We start from the raw sequence: 16864 nt of genomic DNA on the forward strand, positions 1-16864 counted from the left end.
GTCATGTTTACCTTTATCAAAAAAGTCATCAAAACCGGCACCCAGACCAGCAGTTATCCGCTGGAGCCGATGCCGGTGGATAAAAACTTTCGCGGTAAGCCAGAGCACAATCCGCAGCAGTGCATCGGCTGCGCCGCCTGCGTGAATGCCTGCCCGTCCAACGCCCTGACGGTGGAGACGGACCTGAAAACTGGCGAGCTTGCCTGGCAGTTCAACCTTGGGCGCTGCATTTTTTGTGGCCGCTGCGAAGAGGTGTGCCCAACGGTGGCGATCCGTCTTTCTCAGGAATACGAGCTGGCGGTATGGAAGAAAGAGGATTTCCTGCAACAGTCGCGTTTTGCGCTGTGTAGCTGCCGTGTCTGCAACCGTCCGTTTGCCGTGCAAAAAGAGATCGACTACGCCATTGCGCTGTTAAAACACAACGGTGACGTCCGCGCAGAGCACCACCGGGAAAGCTTTGAAACCTGCCCGGAATGCAAACGTCAGAAATGCCTGCTGCCGTCTGACCGCATCGATTTAACCCGTCATATGAGAGAGGCCAGCTGATGGAAAACTTACTCGGCCCACGCGACGATAACGGCATTCCGGTGCCGATGACGGTGGACGAATCCATCGCCAGCATGAAGGCGTCGCTGCTGAAAAAAATCAAACGCTCGGCCTACGTGTATCGCGTGGACTGCGGCGGCTGTAACGGCTGTGAAATTGAAATTTTCGCCACGCTGTCGCCGCTGTTTGATGCAGAACGCTTCGGCATCAAAGTGGTACCGTCCCCGCGTCATGCCGACATTCTGTTGTTTACCGGGGCGGTCACCCGCGCGATGCGATCGCCTGCGCTGCGTGCCTGGCAATCCGCGCCGGACCCGAAAATCTGCATCTCTTACGGCGCGTGCGGCAACAGTGGCGGTATCTTCCACGATCTCTACTGCGTGTGGGGCGGCACTGACAAAATTGTCCCGGTGGATGTCTATATTCCGGGTTGCCCGCCAACGCCTGCCGCAACGTTGTACGGATTTGCGATGGCGCTCGGCCTGCTGGAGCAGAAGATCCACGCTCGTGCACCAGGTGAACTCGACAGCCAGCCTGCCACCATTCTGCATCCGGATATGGTGCAACCGCTGCGCGTGAAGGTCGACCGCATGGCGCGAAAACTGGCGGGCTATCGCTATGGCCGCCAGATTGCCGACGATTATCTGCGTCTGCTCAGTCAGGGCGAACATCAGGTGGCGCGCTGGCTGGAGGCGGAAAACGATCCGCGTCTGAATGAGATTGTCGGGAACCTGAACAGCATTGTCGATGAGGCGCGTATCCGATGAGTGAAACGGTGGTGTTCAGTCAGTTGAGCCGTAAGTTTATTGATGAGAACGATGCCACGCCAGATGCGGCGCAGCAGGTGGTCTATTACAGCCTGGCGATTGGTCACCACCTGGGGGTGATCGACTGCCTGGAGGCGGCGTTAAGCTGCCCGTGGCCCGAGTATCTGGCATGGATAGCCACGCTGGAAGAGGGCAGCACGGCGCGGCGCAAAATGGAAGGTGTGCCGAAATACGGCGAGATTGTTATCGATGCTAACCATATTGCGATGCTTGCCAATGCGTTCGACGCGGCCATCAGACGACAAACCCCTGAACAGCAGGCGTGGAGCAAAACCCTGCTTGGGATGCTGCATGATATTCATCAGGAAAGCGCCATCTACCTGATGGTGAGGAGATTACGTGACTGACGTTTTACTGTGTGTTGGCAACAGCATGATGGGAGATGACGGCGCAGGCCCGCTGCTGGCGGAAATGTGTGCCGCGAACCCGCAGGGCAACTGGGTGGTTATCGACGGCGGCAGCGCCCCGGAAAATGACGTGGTGGCGATCCGTAAACTGCATCCGGAAAGGTTGTTGATTGTCGATGCCACCGATATGGGGCTCAACCCCGGTGAAACTCGCCTTATCGACCCCGACGATATCGCAGAGATGTTTATGATGACGACCCACAACATGCCGCTCAATTACCTGGTCGATCAGATTAAGGACGACGTGGGCGAGGTGCTGTTTTTGGGCATTCAGCCGGATATCGTGGGCTTTTATTACCCCATGACGCCACCGGTGAAAGAGGCGGTGGAGGTGGTCTATTCCCGGCTGGGGGCGTGGGTTGGGGATGGGGGGGTTGCCAGGCTCTGAGCAGGTGCCGGGTGGCGGCTTCGCCTTACCCGGCCTACAAAACCCATCTCCCTCTCCCTGCGGGAGAGGGTTGGGGTGAGGGCAACAGGCTACGCCAGATCCCCCCCGTTACTCGCAATCACCTTCTTATACCACCAGAACGATTTTTTGCGCTTTCTGTCCAGCGTGCCGTTCCCGGCATCATCGCGATCAACGTACACAAACCCGTAGCGCTTGCTCATTTCGCCCGTAGAGGCCGCCACCAGATCAATGCAGCCCCAGGTGGTGTAGCCCATCAGCGGTACGCCGTCTTCAATGGCATCGCCCATTGCGCGGATATGCTCGCGCAGGTAGCTGATGCGGTAGTCGTCGTTAATCTCACCGTTTGCCTCAATCACATCCTTCGCGCCGAGGCCGTTTTCTACCAGGAACAGCGGTTTCTGATAACGGTCGTACATCATGTTCATGGTGATGCGCAGACCCAGCGGGTCGATACCCCAGCCCCATTCGCTCACCTCGATGTGCGGGTTTCGCAGAGATTTCACGATGTTCGCTGCATTGGTGTTTTGTGCATTCATATCCGCAGAGGCGCAGCGGGAGGCGTAATAGCTGAACGACACAAAATCGACGGTGTTTTTCAGCAACTGGTCGTCGCCAGGCTCTTTAACAATCACCACCCCTTTTTCGCGGAACACGCGGGCAGAGTAGGCCGGGTAACTACCGCGCGCCTGCACGTCGATAAAGAACAGGTTCTCGCGGTCTTTTTCCAGCGCCATCCACACGTCTTCCGGCTTGCAGGAATACGGGTAGAAATTGCCGCCTGCCAGCATACAGCCGACCTGGTTTTCCGGGTTCACCTCGTGGGCGATTTTGGTCGCCAGTGCGCTTGCCACCAGTTCGTGATGCGCAGCCTGATATTTCACCTGATCTTCGTTTTCACCTTCTTCGAACACCAGCCCCGCACCCGAGAACGGGCTGTGCAGCATGATGTTGATTTCGTTGAAGGTCAGCCAGTACTTCACCAGACCGTTAAATTCTTCGAAGCAGGTGCGGGCGTAACGAGCGAACAGATCGACCATTTTGCGGTTACGCCAGGAGCCGTACTCCGTTACCAGATGCATGGGCACGTCGAAGTGGCACAGCGTCACCAGCGGCTCGATATTGTACTTTTTGCACTCTTCAAACACTGCGCGGTAAAAGGCAATACCCTCTTTGTTTGGCAGCGGCTCATCGCCATTCGGATAGAGGCGGCTCCAGGCAATCGAAGTACGGAACACCGTAAAGCCCATTTCCGCCATCAGGGCGATGTCTTCTTTATAGCGATGGTAAAAATCAATCGCCTCGTGGCTTGGGTAAAACTCGTCGTCACGTAACGAAAAACGTTTTTCCTTACCGACCTTCACCGCCAGACGGTTTGCGCCGTGGGGGATCATATCGACGGTAGTCAGCCCTTTACCGCCTTCACGGTAAGCACCTTCACTCTGGTTGGCAGCCAGTGCGCCGCCCCATAAAAATCCTTGTGGAAAAACAGACATTTTTACCTCGCTATAAAATTATGCTTGTGCTGCTTTGGCCTGAACCGGTGCGGTTTGCAGGGCGCGCGCTTTTTCTGCTTCGTCCTCAACCGGGATGTCTTCAAAGCCGAGTATTAACGTCAGGACAAACGACAGCACCACGGCCAGCGCCATTACGCCAAATACCCAAACGATAGTCATCGGATTCGCCGGGTCGAAGAACTGCACGCTGGTAAACAGCCCCGGTGCGGCCATCGAATGGCTGGCAAGACCGGCAATCCCGGCCACCGCGCCGCAGATAAAGCCGCTGATAAGACTGGCAATCAACGGACGTTTCAGGCGGACCGCTACGCCGTAGAGGGCCGGTTCAGAGATACCCGCCATAATGGCAGAGGCCGCCGCCGCCAGCGCCGTCTGACGCAGTTCCGGGTTTTTGGTTTTCCATGCCACCGCCAGCGACGAGCCGCCGAGCGACAGGTTGGCGCCAATTTCTGACGGCATTACCATCCCTTCTTTGCCCGTTTCGGCAATGGTTTGAATGATAGTCGGCGTAAACACACGGTGCATCCCGGTCATCACCAGCAGCGGCCAGAGCGCGCCCATAATCGCCACGGACAGCCAGCCGAGGTAGCCGTGAATGGTGTAAACCAGCGCGGAGATAGCACTGCCGATCCAGATCCCAAGCGGCCCAATCAGCACGATGGCAAGCGGGGCGGCAATCAACACAATCAGCATCGGTTTGAGGAAGTTTTTGGTGACGGCAGGGGTAATACGGTCAACCCAGCGTTCGATATACGACAGGCACCAGGTCATTACCAGCGCCGGGATCACGGTGTAGGTGTATTTCACCGCCGTGACCGGGATAAACGCGAACTCGACGTGTTCACCCTGCGCCGCTTTCGCCATCAGTTCGATAAAGCTCGGGTGGACCAGCACGCCCGCAATGGCAATCGCCAGCGACATGTTGGTTTTGAATTTCACCGCCGCAGAGGCCGCCACCATCAGCGGCAGGAAGAAGAACGCCCCGTCGCCGATCACGGTCAGAATGGTGAGCGTTGGCGCACCTTTTGGCAAAACCCCGGTCATCTCCAGGATCATCGCCAGCAGTTTGACCATCGAGCCGCCGATGATCGCCGGGATCAGCGGGGACATGGTGCCGATCAGCGCATCGAGGATCCCCGCGCCAATACGGCGGAAGGTGAGCTTTTGCGGGCCTTCGGGCACGGCAGGTTGCAGCTCCGTCGGCAGCAGGCTGACGACTTCACGGTATGCCTGGGAAACGGTGTTGCCAATGATCACCTGGCACTGGTTATCGTTACGCACCACGCCAAGTACGCCGCTGATGCTTTTCAGGCGAGCGGCGTCGGTGAGGGCTTCCTCTTTCAGGACAAAACGCAGACGCGTCATGCAGTGGGTGACGGCGACGATGTTGTCTTTGCCGCCAAGCGCGCTGACAACATCGTTCGCCAGCGCGGCATAATTTTTGGCCATCGGATTGTTACCTGTTATCGTTGTGAGAAATGTAGGAAACCGGTTCCACATAATCATCATGAGTTTCTTTGAATGAAACAAGATCACATTTTGTGCATTTTTTATATTCGTGATGATGATCACTTTGAGGTGTTGAAAGCGTGACATTGCCGCTGCGACAATTTTCCTGCGGTGCAGTACACTGCGCCCCATCAGTTTCAGACGGAATAAAAACATGACCACGATGCTGGAAGTGGCGAAGCGGGCGGGCGTTTCGAAAGCGACGGTTTCCCGGGTGTTGTCGGGAAATGGCTACGTGAGCCAGGAGACCAAAGACCGGGTGTTCCAGGCGATTGAAGAGAGTGGATATCGCCCCAATTTGCTGGCGCGCAACCTGGCAACCAAACGCACGCAAACGCTGGGGCTGGTGGTGACCAACACCCTGTATCATGGCGTTTACTTCAGCGAGTTACTGTTCCATGCTGCCCGGATGACCGAAGAAAAGGGGCGACAGCTGATCCTGGCGGACGGTAAGCACAGCGCGGATGAAGAGCGTGAGGCGATTCAGTATCTGCTGGATATGCGCTGCGATGCGGTCATTATTTATCCGCGTTTCCTGAGCGTGGATGAGATGGACGAGATCATCGAAAAATGCGAGCAGCCCATCGTGGTGCTCAACCGTCGTCTGCGAAAAAATAGCAGTCATTGCGTCTGGTCCGATCATAAAGCCTCATGCCAGGCGGCGGTCGGGCAGCTGATTGAGAAAGGGCACCGGGAAATTGCGTTTATCACCGGCTCACTGGATTCGCCTACCGGGATTGAGCGTCTTTCGGGCTACAAAGAGGCGCTGGCCCGGCACGACATTCCGCTGCGCCCGACGCTGATTGCCCAGGGACGGTGGAACCCAGAGAGCGGTGCGGCAGCAGTGGCGGAGCTTCTGTCCCGGGGCGAAACATTTTCGGCGCTGGTGGCAAGCAATGACGATATGGCCATCGGCGCCATGAAGCAGCTGCACGATAGCGGCATCGCTACGCCTGAGAAAGTGTCGGTGATTGGGTTTGATGATGTAGCCATTGCGCCTTACATGGTGCCGTCGCTCTCCAGCGTACGCGTGCCGGTCACGGAGATGATCAAAGAAACCATTAGCCGCCTGATCTTTATGCTGGATGACGGTGAGTTCACCTGTCAGCAAACTTTCTCCGGGGAGCTGGTGCTACGCGACTCTGTCATCGACGGCCCGCATCGTTGACATCGACATCTGTCATCGTCAGAAGTGACGATGACAGTCCCCGCCTGAATTTTAAATCAATACAAATCAGTAATTTAAAAACTGGCACGGTTTATGAATGTTTCCGCGCATGACTGTTATGCTGGAGAAGCAGATGAACCGTTTTATTATGGCCGATGCCAGTAAGTGCATTGGTTGCCGTACCTGTGAAGTGGCATGCGTGGTATCGCATCAGGCGGATCAGGATTGCGCATCACTCACCCCTGAATCCTTCCTGCCGCGTATTCACGTTATCAAGGGCGTAAATATTTCTACGGCCGCTATTTGCCGCCAGTGCGAAGACGCACCCTGTGCCAATGTCTGCCCTAACAGGGCTATCAAACGTGAAAAAGGCTTTGTCCATGTGATGCAGGAGCGCTGCATTGGCTGCAAAACCTGCGTGGTGGCGTGCCCTTACGGCGCGATGGAAGTGGTGGTTCGCCCGGTTGTGCGCAACAGCGGCATGGGGCTGAGCGTTCGGGCAGATAAAGCCGAAGCCAACAAATGCGATTTGTGCCATCACCGTGAAACGGGCCCGGCCTGCATGGAAGCTTGCCCGACGCACGCGCTGGTGTGTGTCGATCGTAACAAGCTCGAACAGATGAGCGCCGAAAAACGTCGTCGTGCGGCGTTCGACACCTCTTCGTCCATGCTGTTTTGATCCGCGATGAGCTGTAACGGCATACAGGTGCGGGTGCGCGGAAAAGTGCAGGGCGTTGGGTTTCGTCCCTTCGTCTGGCAGCTGGCGCACCAGCTCGGGCTGGCGGGCGATGTCAGCAATGACGGACAGGGCGTGCTGGTGCGTCTTGCGGGTAATGGGGGGGACTTTACCGCAAGGCTGCGCCAGCTGTGCCCACCGCTGGCTCGTATCGATGCGATCCAGACCCAGCCGTTTGAGTGGTCGAACGCCCCTGACGGTTTCACCATCCGCCACAGCGCGGGCGGGGCGATGGATACGCAGATTGTGCCGGATGCCGCCACCTGCCCGGCGTGTCTGGCAGAAATGCGCGATCCGCGCGAGCGCCGTAACCGCTATCCGTTTATTAACTGCACCCACTGTGGCCCGCGTTTTACCATTATCCGCGCCATGCCGTACGACCGTCCGGCCACGGCGATGGCCGGGTTTCCGCTCTGTGCGCCGTGTGAAGCAGAGTATCGCAATCCTGCCGACCGGCGCTTCCACGCGCAGCCTGTCGCCTGCCCGGAGTGCGGGCCACAGCTTGAATGGTGCGGCGAAAACACGCACGCCACGCGCGAGCAGGCTTTGGCGGCGGCCGTTGCAATGCTGAGAGACGGCGGGATTGTGGCCGTCAAAGGTCTGGGCGGTTTCCACCTGGCCTGTGACGCACAAAATCCGCGGGCCGTGGCGCGGCTGCGGGCGCGAAAACAGCGCCCGACAAAACCCCTGGCGGTTATGATCCCCCATACTGATGGCCTGCCTGAATCCGTCAGTCACCTGCTGAGTTCACCCGCGGCACCCATTGTGCTTACGCCAAAAGCCTGGCTGCCTGAACTGCCTGAGGCGATAGCACCGGGTCTGGATTGTGTCGGCATCATGCTACCGGCGAATCCGCTCCAGCATCTGCTGATGGCGGATGTGCAGAGCCTGCTGGTGATGACCTCCGGGAATCTCAGCGGCAAACCCCCGGCCATCACCAATGCGCAAGCGCTGGACGAGCTCAGGGATATTGCCGACGGTTTTCTGCTGCATAACCGTGACATCCTGCAACGGATGGATGATTCCGTGGTGGATGCGGATGGCGCTATGCTGCGTCGTGCCCGCGGTTTTGTGCCGGATGCCATCACGTTGCCTGCCGGATTCAATGGTATTCCCGCCATGTTGTGTCTGGGGGCTGAGATGAAAAACACCTTCTGTCTGGTGCGCGGCAATCAGGCGGTGATGAGCCAGCATTTTGGCGATCTCAGTGATGACGGCGTGGAGCACCAGTGGCGCACCGCGCTGGCGGTGATGCAGCAAATATATGCGTTTCAACCTGTGCGCGTGGTGTGTGACGCGCACCTGGGATACCGCGCCCGGCGCTGGGCAGATGAACAGGCACTGGCCACCGAAACGGTACTGCATCATCACGCCCACGCGGCCGCTTGCCTGGCGGAAAACGGCTGGCCGCTCGACGGCGGTGATGTTATCGCTCTGACGCTGGACGGTATCGGCATGGGTGAAAACGGTGCCTTGTGGGGCGGGGAATGTTTGCGGGTGAACTATCGTGACTGCGAGCATCTCGGTGGGCTGCCTGCGGTGGCACTGCCTGGCGGCGATCTGGCGGCCGTTCAGCCGTGGCGCAATTTACTCGCACACTGCCTGGCGTTTGTGCCGGGCTGGCAGCAGCGCAGGGAGACTCACGCGGTACAGGCGCAAAACTGGCCGTTGCTGGCAACGGCGATTTCACACGGCATCAATACACCACGGGCATCGTCATGCGGACGGCTGTTTGACGCCGTCGCCTGCGCGCTGGATATCACGCCAGATGTGCAGGGCTATGAAGGTGAAGCAGCATGTCAGCTGGAAGCGCTGGCTGCCCGCTGCACAGCTGTTGCACATCCGGTCACGCTGCCGGTGATAAACGGCAACCTGGCGCTGAGCGTCTTCTGGCAACAGTGGCTGGACTGGCAGGCCGAACCGTGCGAACGCGCGTGGGCGTTTCACGATGCGCTGGCAAAAGGGCTGGCAGAACTCGCCGCCTTCCACGCCCGGCGCGCGTCCCTCTCCACGGTGTGCTGTAGCGGCGGGGTGTTACATAACCGCCTGCTGCGTGTGCGCCTGCGTCATTATCTTTCTGACTTTACTCTTCTTTTGCCGTGTCACCTGCCCGCAGGTGACGGGGCTATCTCCTTCGGGCAGGCAGTGGTTGCTGCGGCCCGGTCATGTTCACAAAGGACTTAAAATGTTACGACTCTTACGCAACGAACCGCGCGCAGCGTTTTTGCTGCTGGCTCTGGTGATGGCCAATCTGCTCGCCTGGGGCTGGGCGTGGCGCACCTTCAGTGGCAGTACGGCGCTGATGGCGGCAAGCCTGCTGGCCTGGTGTTACGGGTTGCGTCACGCAGTTGATGCCGACCACATCGCGGCCATTGATACCGTGACGCGTAAGATGATGCAGCAGGGTCAGCGGCCCTCTGGCGTGGGCGCATGGTTCTCGCTGGGCCACTCCACTATTGTGGTGCTGGCTTCGGTGGCGATTGCGGCTACCGCCACGGCGTTTCAGAAAAACATGGCCTGGTTTCATGAGACGGGCAGCCTGATCGGGACAGCGGTATCTGCGACATTTCTGCTGGCAATGGCGCTGGTCAATATGGTGATTTTGCGCGGTGTCTGGCGCAATTTTCAGGCGTTGAAAAATGGTCAGACGATGGATGGCGACGTCACGCTTCCGGCTACGGGTGGGGTGATGAACTGGCTGTTTGGCACCACGTTCCGCCTGGTGAACAAAAGCTGGCAGATGTATCTGGTCGGTTTCCTGTTTGGGCTTGGGTTTGATACCGCGACCGAAATCGGCGTGCTGGGGATCTCTGCCGCCAGCGCCTCTAACGGTATGTCGGTCTGGTCTATTATGATCTTCCCGGCGCTGTTCGCCAGCGGGATGGCACTGGTCGATACTCTTGATAATCTGCTGATGGTGGGAGCCTACGGCTGGGCGTTCAACAAACCGCAGCGTAAGCTCTATTACAACATGACCATCACCGGCACTTCCGTGGTGGTTGCCCTGTTTATTGGCGGGCTGGAAGCGCTCGGTTTACTGATGGATAAATTTGCCCTGAGCGGCGGTATCTGGGATGTCATTGGCGCGGTTAATGACAATCTCGGTAACGCCGGGTTTGTGGTGGTTGGGCTGTTTGTCGTCTGCTGGCTTGTCTCGATGCTCAACTACCGCTGGCGCGGTTACGATGCACTGGTTGTGCGCTCCTGAGTCATCGCCGGGGGCAGCCAGGCGCGGGTGAAATCCAGCCAGCCGCCTGCGGTCAGGACAATATCCTGAACGTTTTCCATGGTGTTAATGCGATAGCGATAGTGGAACAGCGGCGTACAGGCGCCGCTCTCCAGCAGACGCCGGAAAAAGGGGACGAGCTGCGTGTTCAGGCGCTCTTCGCTTTCGCAAAATCCCATCAGCTGCTGTTTCTCTTCCTGCCAGCGGGCGTCGCCAAGTGCGGTGGCCCACGCGGGTTCATCGGTAAACCATTCCGCCAGGGCAAAGCCCGGTAACTCGCCCGCCAGATAATCCCCCAGCACCAGGTCGGCCTGCTCCAGCGCGCCGGGAGTGTGCCACTCATCGCGGTCTTTCCAGGCGACAGTCAGCGTGCAATGGCGTTTTTTCAGCGCCGCATGAAGCGTATCGGCCAGCTCGCGAAGCTCCGGTGTGTGATAGCAAACCAGGCTTAACGCGGGGGGTAACGGGACGTCTGGGGCTGTCGGGAGCAACGGTGTTTGCAGGCCGGGAAGGACTTCGGTACGGGTTTGCAGATCGTCACGCTGTGCGAAGTTGCGCTGGCTCATAAAGACAATTTCCTGACGCAGCCAGTCGGCAAGCGGCCGCGCCAGCGCGGTATTTACCATTAACCATGCGAAGCCACCGCTGGTGGAAGAGGCGGCTTCCTGAGCGCTTTTCCCTTTTCCGACGGTTATCCAGGCCGGTTTCTGCGCCCCGGCGCTGGTTCGCCAGAACTCTATTGCGTGCAAAAGCGGGTGGGCGGCAAAGTACCAGGGCTGACGCTCCAGGCGTAAATAGTGGGAGTGATGGCGGGCGATGGCAAACGGCCCGGCACCGATTTCCGGCTGTTGCGGATGAGGCAATCGACAGACGTGGTGTGCCAGACGATGCGCGAGCATGGCATCCGGCGCGTGCAGGGTAATATCAAGACACCACGGGGCAGCAAGCGAAACCTGATGAACATGCTTAAGCCCCGCGTTGCGCGCCGGATCGGCCAGCAGCTGTTGCACTCCTGCAAGAATATCTTCGTCACTGATGGCCTGACCGTTATGCCAGTGCGCACCGCTGCGCAGGTAAAACCGCCAGCAGAGGTCGTTATCACGGGTTTCCCAGTGGTGCGCCAGGTCTGGCACGGGGTGTGGCTGGCCGGGTGTGTAGCGTGTCAGTCCCGCATGTACCGCACAGATAATGTGTTGCTCCGCGCGGCGGCGCTGCAACGCCGGATAAAGCGAGGTGAGTGGGCGATACCAGGGAATACGCAGGGTCGGCTGGTGCTTAAGCCATTTTCCCCCCAGAAAAGGGGTGATGATGTGATGCAGGCTGGCCGGATCACCGTCTGCCAGTTGCAACGCGCTTTGATAGTCTCCCTTTTCCAGGCAGGCGTGCATCAGCGGTGCGCTGAGTTCGCTGGTGGTTGCCAGGCAGTGCAGGATGGCGCGATGCCCGCGCCCTGGCTGTGCGCTCCAGCTTAACCATCCGCTCTGCGTGAGTTGGCGCAACAGGGTGCGCGCATGGCGCTCGCTGCACAGGGCCGTTTCGGCAACCTCTGCAATGGTTGTTGGCTTCGGATTTGCTCCGTAGTGCTGATAAAGCCGTTGATACTGACGGATTTTCTGAAGCTGGCGCATGAGGGCATTCCGCTGACAAAAAGGGATGCTGAGAGTGTAGGGTGTTTTACGGAATAAATAAGGTCTGGTTAAGTAAAGTGTTCCGGTTTTATATCCTCGCTTTCCCTCTCCCCAAAGAGGAGAGGGAAAGCGAGTGTTGCTTAGCTGTCGAGCTGTGCCCTAATTTTTAGCGCAATACTTTCAGCCTGTGGCCCCAGTATCACCTGTGCGTTCTGAGTCCCCATTTTCAGAATGCCTTTAGCCCCCAGCGCTTTCAGCGCAGGCTCATCAAGCACGCTGTTATCACCCAGGGTTAAACGCAGGCGGGTGATGCAGGCATCAACCAGTTTCAGGTTATCTTTGCCGCCGAGTGCGGTGATGTACCGCGCGATAGCTTCACGCTGATCGTCCGATTCACCCGTCACGGTTTCATCTTCTTCACGGCCTGGCGTTTTCAGCTTAAAGAAACGAATGGCAAAGCTGAACACCACAAAGTAGATAACAAAGAACAGGGCAATCAGTGGGATCAGGATCCATGGTTTAGTCGCGAGCCCCCAGTTCAGCACAAAGTCGATAAGTCCTGCTGAGAAACCAAAGCCGTGCAATACCCCCAGACTGTTGGCAATGACCATGCTCACACCCGCCAGCACCGCGTGAAGGGCATACAGCGCAGGGGCGAGGAACAGGAAGGAGAATTCGATAGGCTCGGTTATCCCGGTCAGGAATGCCGTCAGGGCCACCGAGAGCAACATCCCACCTACGGCGGAGCGACGTGCTTTTGGCGCAGCGAAGTACATTGCCAGCGCGGCACCAGGCAGGCCGCCCATAAAGATGGGGTATGCCCATGCCATGTATACGCCTGCGTGTGGGTCGCCAGCGAAGAAACGGTTAAGGTCGCCACGGGTCAGGTCGGTGGCAATCTGCGTAATGCTGGAGCCATCGATCCCTGGTACTGCGCCGCCAACCACCAGGCCTTTCACCACGTCCGGCGCCAGGCAGATGTTATGTACTGCGCTTGCCGCGTCATAGGTCACCTTCAGGCAGTCGCCCAGGCTGAACCAGAAGACCGAGTGCAGAATGTAGTGCAGGCCGAAGGGAATTAACGCGCGGTTAAGCACGCCGTAGATAAACCAGCCAGGCTCACCGCTGCGGGAAACCAGCAGACTAAAGGTATCAATTCCGTGTTGAACGGAAGGCCACACGTAACCGCAAACCCAGGCGATAAGGAGGCAGATAAGCCCGGTCATGATCGGCACCAGGCGTTTACCGGCAAAGAAGGCGAGGAAGTCAGGCAGTTTAGTGTCGCTGAAGCGGTTGTAGCAGTGGCCCGCGACAACGCCTGCGATAATCCCGGCAAAAAACGACATGTTAATTGACGAGTTAATCACTGCTGTGGCTTTGGTCAGAACCAGGAAACCCACGGCCCCCGCCAGTGCCGCCGCGCCCGCGTTGTCTTTTGCCAGACCGATGGCAATCCCCAGAGCAAACAGCAGCGGCAGGCTGTCAAAAATGCCGCCGCCCGCGCTGGCGATAAACGGAATATTAAAGACATCGGGCTGACCCAGTCGTAATAATATTGCCGCAACGGGCAAGGTTGCGATAGGCAGCATCAGGGCTTTGCCCAGACGCTGTAAATAGCTAAATGCGTTCATAGAGTGTGTTCCGAAAAGATGACTTAATTCACGTCGAAAAATAACAGCTTTTATTTTAATGTGAAAGCGTAAGAAATAAAAATGTGATGTGAGGTAAATTAATTTTTGGTTGATTTTTGTTGTGAGTATTTTTCTATATAAACAATGAAGTGATAAATAATTAGTTCCGGTTTTACTGCCATAAAATATGGACGGCGAGCCTACCTGCTTCCCCGGTACCTCAGTGCCAGAACACGCTTGCGGGGTTAGCAGGTCGGGTATACGTTGCGCTGCAGGGCATCACCGTTTATTATTGCTCACCGGCATCATCAGTTCCCGCAGGCGTTCAATGCGCGCTTCCGGGCTAAGATAAAGCCAGCGAAATAATATGCGTTCTTTTTGCTTTGCCTGTTTAAAATAGGTGGCAAGATAGTTGAGTTCTTTTGTAAAAGCAGCCATGTGATGTCTCCGGTAAGTGAATACAGGAGTAGACTATGCCGGGAACAGGGAATAAAACAGGGTGCTGTTTTTCAGGTGTTCCGCATTTATATATTGATGAGTGTAATAAACAAAGGACTGTAAACCATGATTTATCTTTTTTGTATTTATATGGTGAATAGGATGCGCAAAAAAAAGCCCCGGGACATCGGGGCTGCGGATAATAAAATCCTAAGGTTAAGTAAGCGTGGTAACAGGCTGAAAACTAAGCGGGCAGCGATTTCAACAGTGCGAAAGCCTCCTTCATCCGATCTTCACTAACCACAAAGGCACGTAGCTGCCCGTCATTGTCAGCGCCGCGGGCCACCATGCCCTGCGGCTCAATGGTCAGCTGCCAGTTCAAATCCTGTCGCTGGGTTTCGCCAGCCAGATGCAGCGGCAATTCAGGCGTTTTTACCTTCACCAGCATGGCGGGTAATTTCAGCGGTGCACTGGTCCCGAGCAGATTTTTTGCCAGATACATGGCGCTGAGCTGAATAGGTTGCAGGAAAGGCAATACCTGTCCGTTGATCTCTGCGCAGTCACCCAGGGCATAAATATCCGGCTGTGTGGTTTGCAGGTAGCTGTCGACCTTCACGCCGCGATTTGTTTCTGCGCCCGCACGGTGGGCAAGCGCGGTTTCCGGGCGCAGGCCGGTTGCGGCAATCACCACGTCGACCTCTACGCTGCGCTGACTGTCAAGCGTGGCGCGGATTCCGCTTTCGGTTTTGCTCAGGCCTTGCAGCTGAGATTTCAGTAGCAGATGCACGCCCATATCGGTCAACCGGTGTTGTAAGCGGCTGCTCACTTCTGCTGGCATCAGTGCGGAAAGGATGCTCGCGGCATGGTCAACCAGGGTGACCGCTTTCCCGGCGCGGCAAAAATCCATCGCCAGCTCGGTGCCAATCAGGCCACCGCCGACAATCATCACCCGCAGTGCGTCCCGCAGCCGGGTTTCGTTCGCCTGATATTCCTGCTGGCTGTTCAGCGTCACCATCAGCTCGCGACCTTCAACCGGTGGGACAAAAGCAGCCGCACCTGATGCCAGCACCAGCTTGTCGTACTGCCAGGTTTTATCCTGGCTCTTCACGACATGCGCGGCGGCATCGATATCCGTCACCCAGGTATAGGGAAGCAGGCGCAGGTTAAATTGCTCCGCGAACTCTCCCGCTGTCTGGCGGGTGAGATCTTCTGCACGCTGATTCTGGCTAATAACATGGCTTAAATCTGGCTTGTTGTACTCGTCCATGCTGTCGGCAGCGATAAGCGTCAGCGGCACGTTCGCGTCTTGTTTGCGGATATTTTTCACCAGCTGGCGGGCGGCAAAGCCTGAGCCGATGATCACGATCCCGTTGTTCATTTTGCCTCCGTACCCAGTTCGTCAAAGACGTCTTTACCCAGTGAACATTCAGGGCACAGGAAGTTGTCCGGGACATCGCTCCACGGTGTTCCAGGTGCGACGTCCTGCAACGGTTCGCCCAGTTCCGGGTCGTAAATCCACTGGCAAACGCTGCACTGCATCCGCGGGCCGAGATTTGCCGCCGCGGCAGCCGCACAGGCGCAGGCTTCCTGCTGTTCGGGGGTTTTGACCGTGGCGTCTGGCAGTGGAGCAAGCGCCCACTGACGTGCAATCTCGCGACCATGCTGGCGGCAGATTTCCAGTGCATCGATATCCGGACGCCATTTGGCTTTCAGGCTCATGGACATCTCAAAACCGGCGTCCTGCAAGCGGGTAGACAGGCGGTCAACCGCGCCGCCGCTCCAGCCGTGTGAACCAAAAGCGCTGGCGCGTTTGTTACGGAAACGCAGGCCTGTCATCTCTTCCACCAGACCGGCGATTTTCGGCATCATCACGTTGTTCATGGTGGAAGTCCCCACCAGCACGCCTTTGGAACGGAACACGTTGGTGAGGATGTCGTTTTTATCGCTGCGGGCCACGTTAAAGATTTTCACCGCCACGTTCGGGTCAACTTCGTTGATGCCCTGGGCAATCGCATCCGCCATCATGCGGGTGTTGTTGGACATGGTGTCGTAGAAAATCGTGATGCGATCTTCCTGATAATCCGCCGCCCATTTTAGATACAGCTCAACGATCTGGGTTGGGTTTTCACGCCAGACCACGCCATGAGAGGTGGCAATCATGTCTACTGGCAGATTGAAGCCGAGGATCTCGGTGATTTTTGGCGTCACCAAACGGCTGAATGGGGTCAGGATGTTGGCGTAGTAGCGCTGGCACTGCTCGAACAGCTCGGCCTGATCCACTTCGTCGTTGAACAGGCGTTCATCACAGTAGTGTTGGCCGAAGGCATCGTTGCTGAACAATACCGCGTCGCCGGTCATGTAGGTCATCATGCTGTCCGGCCAGTGCAGCATGGGCGTTTCAACGAAAATCAGCTGCTTGCCGTTACCGATATCCAGTGAGTCACCCGTTTTCACGGTGTGGAAGTTCCACTCCGGGTGGTGGTGGTGACCGTTGATAGAGTCGATAGCATTGGTGGTGCAGTAAATCGGGGTATTCGGGATGTAAGACATCAGCTCGGTCAGCGCACCGGCGTGGTCTTCTTCTGCATGGTTGATGACGATGTAGTCGATAGCATCCAGATCGATTTCGCTACGCAGGTTCTGCACGAACTCGCGGCTGAATTTGTGATCGACGGTATCGATCAGAACGTTTTTACCTTCACGGATGAGATAGCTGTTGTAGCTGCTGCCGCGCAGCGTTTTGTATTCAGTCCCGTGGAAATCACGCACTTCCCAGTCACGTTGGCCAACCCAATGAATGTTATTTTTAACCAGAATAGACATAG

At 57.2% G+C, this 16864-nt stretch carries 15 protein-coding genes; 8 read left to right on the forward strand and 7 right to left on the reverse strand.

Annotation, left to right across the window (positions count from 1 at the left end):
- The first annotated feature begins 3 nt into the window (after positions 1-3).
- The 4 genes from F3J30_RS14015 to hycI are packed head-to-tail and all read left to right on the forward strand — an operon-like array spanning position 4 to position 2168.
- A complete protein-coding gene (locus F3J30_RS14015; protein ID WP_166717631.1) occupies positions 4-546 on the forward strand; it encodes a formate hydrogenlyase complex iron-sulfur subunit in 543 nt (180 codons plus the stop codon).
- Positions 546-1313: an NADH-quinone oxidoreductase subunit B family protein gene (locus tag F3J30_RS14020; protein ID WP_166717632.1), complete on the forward strand. Its 768-nt coding sequence runs from the start codon at positions 546-548 to the stop codon at positions 1311-1313. The genes F3J30_RS14015 and F3J30_RS14020 overlap by 1 nt, the downstream gene beginning before the upstream one ends.
- A complete protein-coding gene (locus F3J30_RS14025; protein WP_014071517.1) occupies positions 1310-1720 on the forward strand; it encodes a formate hydrogenlyase maturation HycH family protein in 411 nt (136 codons plus the stop codon). Before F3J30_RS14020 ends, F3J30_RS14025 begins: the two co-directional genes overlap by 4 nt.
- A complete protein-coding gene (gene hycI, locus F3J30_RS14030) occupies positions 1713-2168 on the forward strand; it encodes a hydrogenase maturation peptidase HycI (protein ID WP_166717633.1) in 456 nt (151 codons plus the stop codon). The genes F3J30_RS14025 and hycI overlap by 8 nt, the downstream gene beginning before the upstream one ends.
- Before the next feature lie 89 nt (positions 2169-2257).
- Here the strand turns inward: hycI and F3J30_RS14035 are convergent, their stop codons facing one another.
- Together F3J30_RS14035 and ascF are read right to left on the reverse strand one after the other, a co-directional pair.
- Positions 2258-3682, reverse strand: a complete 1425-nt coding sequence (locus F3J30_RS14035; protein ID WP_166717634.1) for a 6-phospho-beta-glucosidase — start codon at positions 3680-3682, stop codon at positions 2258-2260.
- Between the two features lie 18 nt (positions 3683-3700).
- Positions 3701-5152 carry a PTS cellobiose/arbutin/salicin transporter subunit IIBC gene (ascF, locus tag F3J30_RS14040; protein WP_041162276.1) on the reverse strand — a complete coding sequence of 484 codons (1452 nt, stop codon included), beginning with the start codon at positions 5150-5152 and terminating at the stop codon, positions 3701-3703.
- A gap of 190 nt (positions 5153-5342) precedes the next feature.
- Here ascF and F3J30_RS14045 point away from each other — a divergent pair, with 190 nt between their 5' ends.
- The 4 genes from F3J30_RS14045 to F3J30_RS14060 all read left to right on the forward strand — a co-directional run bounded on the left by F3J30_RS14045 (position 5343) and on the right by F3J30_RS14060 (position 10324).
- Positions 5343-6380, forward strand: coding sequence for a LacI family DNA-binding transcriptional regulator (locus F3J30_RS14045; protein ID WP_348771122.1), 1038 nt, complete (start codon positions 5343-5345; stop codon positions 6378-6380).
- A gap of 133 nt (positions 6381-6513) precedes the next feature.
- A complete protein-coding gene (gene hydN, locus F3J30_RS14050) occupies positions 6514-7059 on the forward strand; it encodes an electron transport protein HydN (protein ID WP_166717636.1) in 546 nt (181 codons plus the stop codon).
- 6 nt (positions 7060-7065) lie between these two features.
- Entirely contained in the window at positions 7066-9300 is a 2235-nt protein-coding gene (gene hypF / locus F3J30_RS14055; protein ID WP_166717637.1) for a carbamoyltransferase HypF, read from the forward strand.
- 1 nt (position 9301) lies between these two features.
- Positions 9302-10324, forward strand: a complete 1023-nt coding sequence (locus tag F3J30_RS14060) for a HoxN/HupN/NixA family nickel/cobalt transporter (protein WP_166717638.1) — start codon at positions 9302-9304, stop codon at positions 10322-10324.
- Here F3J30_RS14060 and F3J30_RS14065 read toward each other — a convergent pair.
- The 5 genes from F3J30_RS14065 to norV form a co-directional block, all read right to left on the reverse strand.
- Positions 10297-11970, reverse strand: a complete 1674-nt coding sequence (locus F3J30_RS14065; RefSeq protein ID WP_166717639.1) for an SgrR family transcriptional regulator — start codon at positions 11968-11970, stop codon at positions 10297-10299. The two genes, F3J30_RS14060 and F3J30_RS14065, sit on opposite strands and share 28 nt — an antisense overlap.
- Positions 11971-12110: 140 nt before the next feature.
- Entirely contained in the window at positions 12111-13601 is a 1491-nt protein-coding gene (gene nagE, locus F3J30_RS14070) for an N-acetylglucosamine-specific PTS transporter subunit IIBC (RefSeq protein WP_166717640.1), read from the reverse strand.
- 279 nt (positions 13602-13880) lie between these two features.
- Positions 13881-14039, reverse strand: a complete 159-nt coding sequence (locus tag F3J30_RS14075) for a hypothetical protein (RefSeq protein ID WP_014071507.1) — start codon at positions 14037-14039, stop codon at positions 13881-13883.
- 244 nt (positions 14040-14283) lie between these two features.
- Positions 14284-15417 (reverse strand): NADH:flavorubredoxin reductase NorW, encoded by a 1134-nt coding sequence (gene norW, locus F3J30_RS14080; protein WP_166717641.1) that lies wholly within the window; start codon positions 15415-15417, stop codon positions 14284-14286.
- On the reverse strand, positions 15414-16862 hold the full coding sequence (gene norV, locus F3J30_RS14085) for an anaerobic nitric oxide reductase flavorubredoxin (protein ID WP_166717642.1): 1449 nt from the start codon (positions 16860-16862) through the stop codon (positions 15414-15416). Before norV ends, norW begins: the two co-directional genes overlap by 4 nt.
- Between the last annotated feature and the right edge of the window lie 2 nt (positions 16863-16864).

This window comes from Enterobacter sp. Tr-810 (assembly GCF_011752765.1).
In the GTDB taxonomy this organism is placed as follows: Bacteria; Pseudomonadota; Gammaproteobacteria; order Enterobacterales; family Enterobacteriaceae; genus Enterobacter; species Enterobacter soli.

What these genes read in the sequence shown, in the direction of transcription:
- F3J30_RS14015 (WP_166717631.1), top strand. Translation starts at nt 4, where the DNA reads ATGTTTACCTTTATCAAAAAAGTCATCAAAACCGGCACCCAGACCAGC.
- F3J30_RS14020 (WP_166717632.1), top strand. Translation starts at nt 546, where the DNA reads ATGGAAAACTTACTCGGCCCACGCGACGATAACGGCATTCCGGTGCCG.
- F3J30_RS14025 (WP_014071517.1), top strand. Translation starts at nt 1,310, where the DNA reads ATGAGTGAAACGGTGGTGTTCAGTCAGTTGAGCCGTAAGTTTATTGAT.
- F3J30_RS14035 (WP_166717634.1), bottom strand. Translation starts at nt 3,682, where the DNA reads ATGTCTGTTTTTCCACAAGGATTTTTATGGGGCGGCGCACTGGCTGCC.
- ascF (WP_041162276.1), bottom strand. Translation starts at nt 5,152, where the DNA reads ATGGCCAAAAATTATGCCGCGCTGGCGAACGATGTTGTCAGCGCGCTT.
- hydN (WP_166717636.1), top strand. Translation starts at nt 6,514, where the DNA reads ATGAACCGTTTTATTATGGCCGATGCCAGTAAGTGCATTGGTTGCCGT.
- hypF (WP_166717637.1), top strand. Translation starts at nt 7,066, where the DNA reads ATGAGCTGTAACGGCATACAGGTGCGGGTGCGCGGAAAAGTGCAGGGC.
- F3J30_RS14060 (WP_166717638.1), top strand. Translation starts at nt 9,302, where the DNA reads ATGTTACGACTCTTACGCAACGAACCGCGCGCAGCGTTTTTGCTGCTG.
- F3J30_RS14065 (WP_166717639.1), bottom strand. Translation starts at nt 11,970, where the DNA reads ATGCGCCAGCTTCAGAAAATCCGTCAGTATCAACGGCTTTATCAGCAC.
- nagE (WP_166717640.1), bottom strand. Translation starts at nt 13,601, where the DNA reads ATGAACGCATTTAGCTATTTACAGCGTCTGGGCAAAGCCCTGATGCTG.
- F3J30_RS14075 (WP_014071507.1), bottom strand. Translation starts at nt 14,039, where the DNA reads ATGGCTGCTTTTACAAAAGAACTCAACTATCTTGCCACCTATTTTAAA.
- norW (WP_166717641.1), bottom strand. Translation starts at nt 15,417, where the DNA reads ATGAACAACGGGATCGTGATCATCGGCTCAGGCTTTGCCGCCCGCCAG.
- norV (WP_166717642.1), bottom strand. Translation starts at nt 16,862, where the DNA reads ATGTCTATTCTGGTTAAAAATAACATTCATTGGGTTGGCCAACGTGAC.